Raw genomic sequence first — 12834 nt, forward strand, 5'->3', positions numbered from 1 at the left:
TTCCCCCTTTATAAAAGGGGGACTTTCTCCTCTCTTTTTCAAAGATGAGCAGCACTGCTGCGCAAGGGGAGAGATTCTTAGAAGTAACCTTCCTGCTTTTTCTTTTCCATCGAACCTGCTTCGTCATGGTCGATCATACGGCCTTGACGTTCAGATGTTGTGGCTAAAAGCATCTCTTGGATAATTTCCGGTAAAGTTGTTGCAGTTGATTCAACTGCACCTGTCAGTGGGTAACAACCTAAAGTACGGAAACGCACCGATTTCATTTGTGGCACTTCACCTTCGTTCAAACGCATACGCTCATCATCAACCATGATCAGAGTACCGTTACGCTCAACCACTGGACGTTCAGCAGCCAAGTACAAAGGAACCAATTTAATATTTTCAAGGTAGATGTATTGCCAAATATCTAACTCAGTCCAGTTAGACAATGGGAACACACGAATACTTTCACCTTTGTTCACTTTACCGTTGTAAAGATTCCAAAGTTCAGGACGTTGGTTTTTAGGGTCCCAACGGTGTTTAGTATCACGGAATGAGTAAACACGCTCTTTGGCACGAGATTTCTCTTCGTCACGGCGCGCACCACCGAAAGCCGCATCAAACTGATATTTATCAAGCGCTTGTTTTAAGCCTTGAGTTTTCATGATATCAGTATATTTTGAGCTACCGTAATCGAACGGATTCACGCCTGCGTCTTTACCTTCTTTGTTTTGATGCACGATCAAATCAAAGCCATGCTCTTTTGCCATGTTGTCACGGAAAGTAATCATGTCTTTAAATTTCCAACCCGTGTCTACATGCAGTAGTGGGAATGGAAGTTTGGCAGGATAGAATGCTTTTAAAGCAAGATGCAGCATGACCGCTGAATCTTTACCGATTGAATACAGCATGACTGGGTTTTCGAACTCAGCAGCAACTTCACGGATGATATGAATACTCTCAGCTTCAAGCTGTTTAAGATGAGTAAGTCTTTCCTCATTTAATGACATGGACAACACCAGCTTAGAATATGTGTACTTATTACACTTTTAAAGATATATATACATTATAGTGATTAAGCTTTCATAACGATTGCTTGTTTTGTGATATTGATATTCTTATTCGTCATATACAAATTGTCTGATACTGCTTATCAATTTTAATTAATTTAATACGATAGGCTTATCAATTTCATTATTATTCTAGTCCGAGATCCGTAAGTCTACGCAATTTTTTATCAATTAACTAATCGCTAAATCCTCTAAATAATCGGTATTCAAACTCGCTCAAACCACCTAAAGTAGCTATATCGCTCTCCAATAGTTATTGATATGCCATATAGTCACTATACGCTTGAAACCTTAAAGTCGCTGATTGAAGCCGCAGGTCTTGCTGGCTATATTTATCAGCATTCTTCACACATGCTCGTGCTCCAAGAAGCTTTAAATGATGACGGCAGCCCGCTGAATAACTTTATCCAACATGAGCTGAGTGCAGACCAAATTGGCCTTCAGTTCGGTCTACGACTTTTGGACAATAAACTCGAGTTTTTGATTGGGGTGACTCATAGTAACCAAGATCGCGGCTATGAAATTGGCGCTGGCAATTTAAAGGCCGATCAACGTGCATTTAATCTGCTCTATGCTTTTTACAATTTTCCCAAAGCATTTCACTTAATCCACTTCCCGCTCGCAGCCAATAGCAGCCAGTTAGAGGAAGAGATCGAAAAGCAATTGTTTCAACTTGAAAGCATGGGCTTTTTAGACACTGCGATTAAAACCAATCCGATGGGCGAACAAGTGAAGTGGATGAAAACCTTTATTGTTCAAGCGGCTTTAGATATGAAAGTACGCATTCAAACTTCATTGTTATAAAAACGGTTAAAGCCACCTAAAAATAGCTCTATTGAACACCAGTTCAAATCTCCATATGACATCGAAAGTCACGGTAAAGCTCTCAGCACTGCCGTGACGGTTATAAATTTACATTTCCTAACATTGTTTTCTGTGCCTTTTAACAAGCCATTTCTCTCCGTTAAGCACGACCACTTATATATCTGCAATTAGACTGAAAATTTGATTGATCACAATGACTTAAATCTTAAATGGGTAAAGCAGAAATACTATTAACTTTAGATTTAGATAATCCTGACTTAATTGATCACCTATTTTTAAAGAAAAACTTAGTAATAGCTCACATAAAAGCCGACTTTTTGTTAATCTGATCTGTAATTTTTTTACACAATTTCGACAGATAATGTTATTTTATTTACTGAAAAAAATTCGGCCAGAATTATTTTTTTTGATTTTTTATAAGCATAAATATAGAGATAAATATAATGTGGGAATTGTTTACTCACCCGTCTAATATCGTGTTTAGCATCAGTCTCTGCTTAATGTTCTTGTTTGGACTTTTTGAGATTGTGTTAACAATTTTAGGGGGTGGTTCTCAAGGCTTCTTAGATCAATTCCTACCTGAGGATGTTGGTCATAATGCAGAGCTAGGTGTAGATGCCGATGCAGGTATTGTGACACGTGTTCTCGATTGGTTGTATTTGGGTCGTATTCCACTGTTTGTATGGCTCATCATTTTCTTATGTGTCTATAGTTTGTTGGGCTTTACTATTCAAGCCGTCGTTAACCAAATGACCAGTATGATGTTCAGTGCATGGATTATTGCACCAGCCTGTATTTTTCTGTGCATGCCCTTCGTACGTTTTAGCGCAATGCTCATTGCCCGTATTTTACCCCAAGATGAAACCACTGCCATTTATAGTGATGAATTGATCGGTAGAACGGCCACGATCATTTTGGGTAATGCACGACCACAGTCCCCTGCTCAAGCCAAAGTCAAAGATCAACACGGATTGACCCATTATATTTTGGTTGAACCTGAACAAGATGAAATTTTCAGTCAAGGTCAATCAGTAGTTTTAACCCAAAAAACAAATGTTGGCTTTCAAGCCACCATGCTCTAAATTTTGAATGAATTGATGCTCGATCAGTTCTTCTAACACCATATAAATACATTTAACGCATCATTCCTTCTGTAAATCTCGAAGTCATGATGAGTCAACAAAATACTGATTTTTAAACCAAACTTGTTAGCACTTTAGAGGGTTAACTTGAACTACAACAAAAGAGATAAACGTCCATGTTAGACATTATTCCAAGCGGTATCCTTGTTTCAGTCGGGATAATTTTTGCCGCACTTATTTTTATTGGTTTTATTATTGCTCGACTTTATCGTCGCTCAAGTAAAGAAATTTCATTTGTGCGTACAGGCTTCGGCGGTGAAAAAGTGATTTTAGGTGGCGGTGCTATTGTGCTTCCTGTGCTGCATGAAATTATTCCAGTCAATATGAACACCCTACGTCTTGAAGTACGCCGTGCAGATGACCAAGCGCTGATTACACGTGACCGTATGCGTGTCGACGTGATGGCGGAGTTCTACGTCCGTGTGAAACCAACCGCAGATTCGATTGCTACCGCAGCACAGACTTTGGGTCAAAAGACCATGTCTCCAAATGAGTTAAAGAATTTGGTCGAAGGTAAATTCGTTGACTCTCTACGTGCAGTTGCCGCAGAAATGGCGATGGAAGAGTTGCATGAAAAACGTGTCGACTTTGTACAAAAAGTTCAGCAAGTGGTGTCTGAAGATTTACATAAAAACGGTTTGGAACTTGAAACCGTTTCATTAACTGGCTTAGACCAAACAGGCTTTAAATACTTTAACCCACAAAATGCGTTCGATGCTGAAGGTTTAACTAAACTGACAGAAACCATTGAAGACCGTCGTCGTAAACGTAATGCGATTGAACAAGATGCAGATCTTGCAATTAAGACCAAGAACTTAGAAGCAGAACAAGCACGTCTACAAATTTTGCGTGAAGAAGAATATGCAAAACTGCAACAAGAACGTGAAATTTCAATCCGTCGTGCAGAACAGCTTGCAGAAATTGCATCACAAGAAGCTGCGAAAAAACGTGAAGCCGAAGAAGCGCGTATTGCTGCTGAACGTGAAGTTGACTTAAAGCGTATTACTGCTGCACGTGACGTTGAAAATCAAAATATTCAAAAGTCACAAATTATTCAGCAAGCCCAAGTGGAACAAAAGAAAACCATTGAACTCGCTGAGCAAGACCGTGCAATTGCCATTGCTGAAAAATCTCGTGCTGAATCTGAAGCTAAGGCACATGCCGATCAAGCCCGTGCTCAAGCGGTAAAAGCCGAAGAAGAAGTGATTACCGTTCGTCAAATCCAACAAGCTGAACGTCAAAAAGCTGTTGAATTGGTCTCTGCGAAAGAAAAAGCGGAGAAAGATGCGATTGCCATTACTGTCGCGGCTGAAGCGGGTAAACAAGCAGCCGCAGATGATGCAGAAGCGATTCGTATTGCAGCTGAAGCCGAAGCTGAAAAAGTTCGCTTAAAAGCCAAAGGTGAAGCTGACGCAAAAGTTCTGTTGGCTCAAGCGATGGAAAAACAATACCAAGTTGATGCTGAAGGTACACGTGCAGTGAACGAAGCAAACAACGTATTGTCATCTGAACAGGTTGAAATGCAAATTCGTTTAGCGATGCTGAAATACTTACCAGAAATCATTCGCGAAAGTGTTAAACCAATGGAAAATATTGATGACATTAAGATTTTGCAAGTAAATGGTCTAAATGGTGGTCATGCAGGTTCTTGCCAAGGTGATGCTCACCACGAAGGCAGCGGCAATGTTGCCTTATCAGACCAAGTGGTGAATAGTGCCTTACGCTACCGCAGCCAGGCCCCACTAATTGATAGCTTGATGAGTGAGCTTGGTATCCAAGGTGGCGATATTAACGGTTTAACTCAGAGCTTAAACAAAAAAGCTGGTTAATTCGTTTTACACGCTAAAAAAACCGCAGCTTAATCCTGCGGTTTTTTTATTGAGATCATCGACAAGGAAGACTTACGAGAGCTTAAATAATTCGTTCAGTACCAAATCATGACTTTAAAATGACGAAATACTGGATCACAACAAAGTGCAAACCAAATCACACTTTTAAGAATAACCCTCCCCCTGCAATCTTGCTACAATCTTCAAATTCATCATATTCTGCTTAGCTGTACTTGCTAAAACGTGCAGCAAAATATGCGATGAACACATTCACGAATGATAATACGCTCAGTGCAAGTATAAATATGACTTCTTCCTTAAATGCCGTTACTTCCATACGCCCCTTTAAAAAATTAATAGGTCTAATGACCTGCTTCGGTTTGGTCTTTTCAGGCTGTAGCAGTGCTGAAACGGTACGTATTATCCACCACCCTATACAAGATTTGGTCAAGCAATATGCATCAGCCAATCCTTTACATCAAACCTTGACCAGCAAAACACCAAAGCCAAGCACTACAGAGCGTATGCGCATTATGCATATCGACTTAGATTATGTATATGATGCCAATCAGGCTCAACTAGAAAAAAATATCCGCGCTTTGATCGAACGTATCCGTCGCATTGAAGCCAATACGATTTTTCTACAGGCTTTTGCAGACCCTGATGCCAATGGTTCGGCTGATGCTGTGTATTTTAAAAATCGCTATATCCCAATGCGCTCAGATTTATTTCAACGTGTTTTGCATGAGATACGACAGCAGACTCAAGTAAAAACCGTATATGCATGGCTGCCTTTAATTGCGTGGGAGTTTCCGAAACAATACCCGCTGCAATATGTAAAAAGCCAAAGTGAAAAGAAAGGTTATATTCGGATATCGCCCTTTGACCCAAGAAACCAACAATACACAGCAGAAATTTTTCTAGATTTTATTCAGCAGAATAAAGTAGATGGCATTCTTTATCATGACGATATCACTCTCAATGATTTTGAGGATAATAGTGCCGCAGCACTTCAGACATACAAAACGTGGGGCTTCGATCGACAATTGATTGGACAGCCAATGCATGCACGGCAGCTTGAATTTTCACGCTACAAAACCGCGTATTTAGACCAATTCGCTGAGGGTATCAGTCAGATTTTAAAACAGCAGCAACCCGACTTACATTTTGCTCGCAATATGTATGCTGAAGCTGTGCTGAACCCGAACAGTGAAAAATGGTTTAGCCAGTCCAATGCCAGCACGTATCAACATTATGATTACAACGCCATCATGGCCATGCCCTATATGGAAAAGGCAAATGACCATCGTCAGTTTTATTTAAACTTGATCGAGCGTGCCAAAAAATATGACCCCAATTTGAGCCGTACCATTTTTGAACTTCAAGTGACCGATTGGAATCATCAAAAACCTATTTCCAATCAGGAACTGACTGACACCATCCGTTTACTGGAACAGCATGGTGTGCAACATATTGGGTATTATCCAGATGATTTCGTGCAAAATCATCCAGATGTACAGCAAATAAAAAAGGCATTTGCACCTGCCCTAGCTAAGGACTGATACCAATGCCTACATTATCAGATTTAGAATCTTAGATCTAATAAAGAACGCCTGATTAGCTGTTGATTTTATAGTGTTCTAATTGACCATCATCCGTATAGTGCAAAGTGATATTTTTTGATTCTCGCATCGTGGCTATATCACTGGCTTTTACATGAAAGCTTTTCGCCAAATCTTCATCTTGCGCATTCTCAGGCGCCTTTCGTCGGTCTTCACCGTGAAAACGCAGCCAGTTATAACTTGCCCAAACAAATAGACAGCAAATAAAGATTCCGATTGAGAAAATCAATTTCATGATCGTTAGACTGGTCATCGGTTGGGACTGATCCATAACCTGTGAATACACCACCGTGCCTTCAAACCACCAAAACACAAGGGTTAATAGCGGTAAAAACAACCACATCCAAAGCATCCAACCGACTGCCATCAGACCATAGCCTGCGGACTTACGTTTGACGTATTCAGGTTTATCAATATATTCAGGTAATTCAAGCAATGATTCATCTTGAATAATTTTAAAATCTGAATCTGCAACTGGCTTCTGATTTTGTAAATTAACTTGGTTCATTGTTTTCCTCCCCTCTAAATCCACGGTCTGGACTGACCCAACGCGCACGCTTTTGGGTTTTAAAAATAGTCTTTGGCAAAGCAACGACCGTTGTCAGCATGGCTAAGATCCAGAAAAATAAGGGATACCAAATCACCCAAAAATAATTTCGCAGTAAACGTTTTTTGTCGTAAGCACGATCGATCCATAAACTCACGAGGAACTGGAATAAACAGGTTACACCTAAAATCACCCCATACCATTGAGGTAATAGTGATTGGATCGCCCACTCACCCGGTAATGAGAAAAATAGACCATAAAAATACAAGACAAAAATACTGAACATGACATAGGCCCAGATCACGCTAATGATAGATTCGAATGCAATCGGCCACATCCGACGTAAACGCCATTTAAATATTTTAGGTAAATAAGCAAATAACACTTCGATGCCGCCTTGAGCCCAACGTAAACGTTGTTTCCAAAGTCCATTAAAGGTTTCTGGCATATAGATATAGCAAAGGGCTTGCGGCACATAGTGCAAATCCCAATGATCGAACTGCAAACGCCATGACACATCAATATCTTCTGTGATCATGTCATCACGCCAATAACCGATGCGGTCGAGTGCCGTTTTTCTGAAACCTGCAATTGCACCTGATACTGTAAAAATACGACCATAGGTTCTTTGAGATCGCTTGATTAAGCCAATAATCGAAGAAAATTCACCGACCTGAATTTTACCCAAGATGCTTGAACGGTTCACAATACGTGGATTACCTGTTACAGCGCCCACGCGTGGGAAACTCGTCAGATGATGCATCATCCAAAGTGCCGAATGCGGGTGCAATAATGCATCACCATCAATACAAATCAAGTATTCAAATTGGCTGACCATCGCGCCTGCACGTAATGCATACGCTTTACCCTGATTCTCAGCCAAATGCACCACACGCAATTTAGGATATTCGAGTACCAATTGGTCTAGAATTTCAGCGGTTCGATCTTTACTTCCATCATTCACCGCTATCACTTCAAAATTTGGATATTGGCTCTGCATCGCATATCGAATCGTGTCACGTACCTGTGCTTCTTCATTAAAGCAAGGCACAATGATGCTACAACCGTGTACGGTTGGCACGGGAAGTTCAGGTTGTTTCCATTCACGCTTTAAGTAGAACCACACGCCTCCAGCAATCCAAATCCACGCCATAAATAAGGGATATAGGAAAGCAAAGGCAAAAAACAGATCGTTAAAACTCAGTTCCCATTCTTGCATTACTGACCTCCTTGTATATACGGATCACGGTAAGTCAGTGGACTGCCATTCAAGCTGATGCTTTGATATAGGTGATGTTGAACGCGTTCGCCATCCTGAAGCTGGTAATTATTCAGTCCGATTTTTTGAACCGATGCTGCGCGTAAAGCCTGATAGTTTTGCTGATACTGTGTCCAATCTTTCTCGCTCATTTTTGGATTGATATCCAAACTGACAATCAAGCGTTGCTTTTGCTCTGTATTCAAAGTCTTCAATGCGGACATAAAGGCTTTAAAACTTTGCGGATGTTGACCTGGGTTAATACTTAAATACAGAAAGTCCGACGCTGTTAAGGCACGAGTCACCAACGGTTTTAATCCAGAAAACTGATGTCCAGTTAAATTCACCTTGAGCGCGGTTTGGTTGTCATTACTAATATTGGAATAAAAATGCGCTTGCGCCTTACTACGCTCTTTAATTGCAATAATTTTTTGCACTTGCTCGGTACATGCGGTTGACCACTGAGCTGAATGAATTGCACAGTCCAAGCTGTTATCGGTGTTAATAATTAAACCTTCTAGCGAACTGTTATTTTTCAATAGATCTGCCGTTAGGTCTGCTAGATTAATCCCCTGCTGTAGCTCTAAACTGATTGGAAGCTGTGCATAGACTCGATTACCAATTCGTGTACGAGCTTGCCATACGGTACGATTCAGTAAATCTTGCTGCATCGGCAGTTTTGAATTTGGGAAAAATAAGGCATCAATTTTACCGTCACCATCATGATCAACTGCGGCATTTAAAAGCAATGTATTAGTTTTTAACGCATTGACCTGATCTAATAATCTCCCTAATTTCTGATCTGATTGCTCATCCGTTGGCGCTTGTAATTCAGTCAAATTAAAATTCAGGAATGTTTTACGTTGTTTATAAGGCGCACGAGCTTCAACGATAAAGTCTTCCATATTTTGGTGGATAAACTCTGGTGTTGGGTTATCCATAATCAAGGCACGCTGATAGGTATGCACTGAATCTGCCTGACTGACCACATTACCTAAGCTAAAGGACATGGGCAGTCCTGCTTTACGTGCATATCCCTCAATTTCCGGTGTAACTGCACCGTATGGCCAGAAGATTGCCATACTATGAATACCCAGTTGACGATCGAGTTCTTGTTTAGATTTCTTCAAATCTTGCACAATACGCTGCTCAAACTCAGCATCGGTTTCATAACGATTTTGAGCTGGAAAATACTGACGTGTAATCGCAGCAGGTTCCATATTTTTTTGTGGGTTTGCCAAAATACCATGATGCAGATCATCCGAATGCGATACAAATTCGGCATATCCCGACTTTTGCATTTCCCGCATTTGATCCCAATTCATCAAATTACCCACACCATAAGCTTCATAAGCATCTTTTGTATTGCCATTAATCCAACTGGTTGGAATAGCAAAAACTGCAGGAAATTGATATTGCTTTAACAATGGAAATACTTTGCTATAACTACTTAGCGCACCATCATCAAAGGTTAATAACAGCGCCTTTTCAGGTAGCTTTTTCTTTTGTAAACGCGCCTGCATGACATCTTCTAAACGAATGGGCTGCCAACCTTCTCGTTTAATCCACGCAAAATATTGCCCAAGATTTTGCGTACTAATCGCATAGACATCTCGGTCACCACGTTTGGCAACATCATCGCGAACATCATGAAAGGTCAGCGTTACAAATTGGTTATGTGCGGTACTTTCATCAAGTTCAGGCATCGCCAAATTTGCAGTTTTTGGCACATTATTGTCAGCAAAAAGATATGTCGTACTGATGGGCAAAGTCACAGCTAGAACTAAGCTTTGCTTCAACATGCGGTGTATTAATGTATTTTTCATTAGAAGCGCCCCTCAAAACCAACAACTGCATAACTACGATCTTCATCTTTTCCGTCATACGGATGTGAACCCCAACCTATGCCGTAGTTCAGTTTCCACGAGCGCGAGAGCTGCCAATCATGTTGATAAAACAAATTATAAATCGGACGACTTGAGTAGCCTTTTTGTCCGAATGTACCGATAGTTGCTGCAAAGTGCTGGTTAAAATGACGTTCATAATCACGCCATGTCATCCAATCATGTTCCAATGTCACTTCAGCGCTATAGCTTTGTTCGGGGTTAAAATAAGGCACATCAACCGGATCATTTTTTCCGTAATAACCACGCAGTGTTGCCGCAGAAATATGATGCGGAGATTGTTGGAATTGCTGTTTAAAATACCCTGACAGTTCTTGGCGTAGATTGCCATCATCAATATCGGTCAATTGATAACTTGCACCTGCTTTACGTGATTCATTTTGTTGCCAGTTCAGTGCAAAACGATATGCCTGCCCTTCATGATCCTGTGCCAAAGATTGCAATGGAATATCCGCTTGGCTGTCATAACCCAATGCATAGTTCCAATGATCATTCAGCCAATGTGACCAATCCAATTGCACACCAAAACGGTCGCCATCGGTGCTTTGAGAGAATAATGCAGATGCAGCTTTACGATCCGAAGCCCACTCCAAACCCATGCCAATCCTTTGGTCTTTTAATTTGCCAGACTCATACTTCGACCAACGGTTGCTATGATCGACAAAGAGTCGGTAATTATCGTAAAACCATGGGCTATTGATACGCGTCCAGTTTTCCTGTTCACGTGAACCTTTCAGGCGATTTTGTACACGAGGATCATCAGACTCACTTTTTGCAAAGGTACTTTGATGTTGAATTGACGCACGATTCCGATCATCTAATTCTTTTTTACTTTGTTTTACGCCCGTATCATCACCGACATGACTGACCATATATTGATTGAGTTCACGCCAAGCTTGAATTTGACTCAAGGCTTGGAAATTCTGCATGCGGTTAATTTGCGTTCCTTGTGAAATTGGCTCTAAGCTATTCTGCTGCGCCAAAGTGTGCTGGGATTGCTCTGGTTTTTCACGCCAACGTTGAATTAATGCCAAATTATTTTGATACCCAATATTGCCAGGAGCCTTTGCTGTTAAGTCATTAAAGTAACGTTCCGCTTTTTCATGCTCGTTGCGATAAGCATAGTTCAATCCCTTCAACGCAATAAATTCAGTACGATCATCGTGTGGCGCCTTATCAACACCTTTTGCATTACTATAAACAAAGGTCGGCAACTGTTTGTCCATGGTGTCGATTAACTGATTGGCTTGTTTAAATTTTTCTTGTTCAATCAAGCTATAATACAAACCAGCATAGACGTTATAGTCAGCATAATTTTTTTCAGCAAATAAACTCTGATATAAAGGCTCAGCTTTTTCAGGTTGACGTAATCTTAAATAACTGTCTGCCAAAGCATGTCGTACATAAGCTGGCATTTCTTTAGCTGTTTGACCGGTTTTTTCTACTTGTGCTAGTGCCTGCTTTGAAGCATTACGTGCATTTAATGCATAGATATATTCATAATAAAATTTACGTTTACTGGCTTCATCTGCAGGAAGTGAGTCTTCATAAGCACTCATTTCAACCAGAACACGATCTAGTGATTCAAATGCCGTTGCCCCACGCTTCATATCAAACGCATTTTTTGAGGCTTGAATGCCTTGTTGGATACGCTGTGAGAACTCATTCATCTTGAGCAAATGTTGCAACACTGGCTTAGAACTATTGAGTCCATTGGCCTGAATATAGCTTTGCGCAGTGGCAAAATCGCTATTTTGCAATAGAGCCAATATATACTGTTCTTGGGTATCAGTATTTGGCTGTTTTTCTAGCGCATATTTCGCTGCATTGAGAGATTCAGCAGGCATATCCAATAATCGATAGGCATAGGCCAATTGCGAAAGATAATCTGCACCAAGCGACTGTAAGTTGAGATTTGCCAGTTTTTGTTTTGCTTGATCTTTTTGACCTGATTCTGCCAGCAACACACCCTGCCAAATCAACCACTGTTCCGATTGATCCTGCTGATAAAATTTTTGTGCCCATTGTAAGGCTTGATCATATTGTTTAAGATCACGTAAAGCTTTGATGACACTGACTTTGCCATAATCTGGAAACGTATCTGGATTAATCTGCGCCAAGTAAGTCACATCTCTAGAGCTAAAGGTTGCATTTGCATAACGCAGGAGCGTGTAATCTGCAATGAGCTTCTGATTTTCAGGATGTTGCGCTAATAAAACTTGTAATTGGTTAAATCCCTGATCCAATTTACCGACACGGATATCCGCAACACTTTGTTCTCTTTGCTGATCAATATTATCAACTGCAAATACAACCGTAGGAAGGCTCGAAAAAATCGACAAGAAACATAGACGAGATAAATAAGATTTATAAATCATGATTATTCACGTTAGAAGAGTAATTATTCATCAAATTAAATTAATGTGACGTGCTTCACATTATATCATATTTTGACCGATTAAATTTGGTTAATTATTCATACTAAAGTGTTAATAATGAATGAGAATATGCTGATTTTATAAATTTTCTCTCTGTACACGACAAATTTCACAGAACCCTTATCCTATCAGGATTCTGCTTTCTTAAAATTGCCAAAATTTCCTTAAACTCTTCTTTTTTCCCAAAACCAATTAAACGCTGAATCGCCATTTGAAC

9 protein-coding genes are annotated in these 12834 nt (G+C 40.3%); 4 read left to right on the forward strand and 5 right to left on the reverse strand.

The window, feature by feature from the left end; genetic code table 11:
* Positions 1–77: 77 nt before the first annotated feature.
* Entirely contained in the window at positions 78–992 is a 915-nt protein-coding gene (gene cysD, locus FTV27_RS14255) for a sulfate adenylyltransferase subunit CysD (RefSeq protein ID WP_078189893.1), read from the reverse strand.
* Between the two features lie 321 nt (positions 993–1313).
* On the opposite strand from cysD, the gene FTV27_RS14260 reads away from it, so the two are divergent.
* The 4 genes from FTV27_RS14260 (at position 1314) to pgaB (FTV27_RS14275) (ending at position 6410) form a co-directional block, all read left to right on the forward strand.
* Positions 1314–1856, forward strand: coding sequence for a hypothetical protein (locus FTV27_RS14260; protein ID WP_078192980.1), 543 nt, complete (start codon positions 1314–1316; stop codon positions 1854–1856).
* A gap of 464 nt (positions 1857–2320) precedes the next feature.
* A complete protein-coding gene (locus FTV27_RS14265) occupies positions 2321–2959 on the forward strand; it encodes a YqiJ family protein (RefSeq protein ID WP_180079067.1) in 639 nt (212 codons plus the stop codon).
* A gap of 176 nt (positions 2960–3135) precedes the next feature.
* A complete protein-coding gene (locus FTV27_RS14270) occupies positions 3136–4848 on the forward strand; it encodes a flotillin family protein (protein ID WP_180024120.1) in 1713 nt (570 codons plus the stop codon).
* A 305-nt stretch (positions 4849–5153) separates the two neighbouring features.
* Entirely contained in the window at positions 5154–6410 is a 1257-nt protein-coding gene (gene pgaB / locus FTV27_RS14275; RefSeq protein ID WP_180079068.1) for a poly-beta-1,6-N-acetyl-D-glucosamine N-deacetylase PgaB, read from the forward strand.
* 55 nt (positions 6411–6465) lie between these two features.
* On the opposite strand, the gene pgaD is transcribed toward pgaB (FTV27_RS14275), so the two are convergent.
* From pgaD to pgaA, 4 genes are read right to left on the reverse strand one after another with little or no spacing between them, the layout of a single operon-like run.
* Positions 6466–6978: a poly-beta-1,6-N-acetyl-D-glucosamine biosynthesis protein PgaD gene (gene pgaD, locus FTV27_RS14280; protein WP_180079069.1), complete on the reverse strand. Its 513-nt coding sequence runs from the start codon at positions 6976–6978 to the stop codon at positions 6466–6468.
* Positions 6965–8236, reverse strand: coding sequence for a poly-beta-1,6-N-acetyl-D-glucosamine synthase (pgaC, locus tag FTV27_RS14285; RefSeq protein WP_180079070.1), 1272 nt, complete (start codon positions 8234–8236; stop codon positions 6965–6967). Before pgaC ends, pgaD begins: the two co-directional genes overlap by 14 nt.
* Positions 8236–10101, reverse strand: coding sequence for a poly-beta-1,6-N-acetyl-D-glucosamine N-deacetylase PgaB (gene pgaB, locus FTV27_RS14290; RefSeq protein ID WP_257230021.1), 1866 nt, complete (start codon positions 10099–10101; stop codon positions 8236–8238). Before pgaB (FTV27_RS14290) ends, pgaC begins: the two co-directional genes overlap by 1 nt.
* On the reverse strand, positions 10101–12557 hold the full coding sequence (gene pgaA, locus FTV27_RS14295) for a poly-beta-1,6 N-acetyl-D-glucosamine export porin PgaA (protein WP_180079071.1): 2457 nt from the start codon (positions 12555–12557) through the stop codon (positions 10101–10103). The genes pgaB (FTV27_RS14290) and pgaA overlap by 1 nt, the downstream gene beginning before the upstream one ends.
* Between the last annotated feature and the right edge of the window lie 277 nt (positions 12558–12834).

Source organism: Acinetobacter sp. YH12251, from assembly GCF_013417465.1.
Classification (GTDB): Bacteria; Pseudomonadota; Gammaproteobacteria; order Pseudomonadales; family Moraxellaceae; genus Acinetobacter; species Acinetobacter amyesii.

Bases quoted from the DNA above. Each gene is read 5' to 3' on its own strand.
- cysD (WP_078189893.1), bottom strand. From the start codon at position 992: ATGTCATTAAATGAGGAAAGACTTACTCATCTTAAACAGCTTGAAGCT.
- FTV27_RS14260 (WP_078192980.1), top strand. From the start codon at position 1,314: ATGCCATATAGTCACTATACGCTTGAAACCTTAAAGTCGCTGATTGAA.
- FTV27_RS14265 (WP_180079067.1), top strand. From the start codon at position 2,321: ATGTGGGAATTGTTTACTCACCCGTCTAATATCGTGTTTAGCATCAGT.
- FTV27_RS14270 (WP_180024120.1), top strand. From the start codon at position 3,136: ATGTTAGACATTATTCCAAGCGGTATCCTTGTTTCAGTCGGGATAATT.
- pgaB (WP_180079068.1), top strand. From the start codon at position 5,154: ATGACTTCTTCCTTAAATGCCGTTACTTCCATACGCCCCTTTAAAAAA.
- pgaD (WP_180079069.1), bottom strand. From the start codon at position 6,978: ATGAACCAAGTTAATTTACAAAATCAGAAGCCAGTTGCAGATTCAGAT.
- pgaC (WP_180079070.1), bottom strand. From the start codon at position 8,236: ATGCAAGAATGGGAACTGAGTTTTAACGATCTGTTTTTTGCCTTTGCT.
- pgaB (WP_257230021.1), bottom strand. From the start codon at position 10,101: ATGAAAAATACATTAATACACCGCATGTTGAAGCAAAGCTTAGTTCTA.
- pgaA (WP_180079071.1), bottom strand. From the start codon at position 12,557: ATGATTTATAAATCTTATTTATCTCGTCTATGTTTCTTGTCGATTTTT.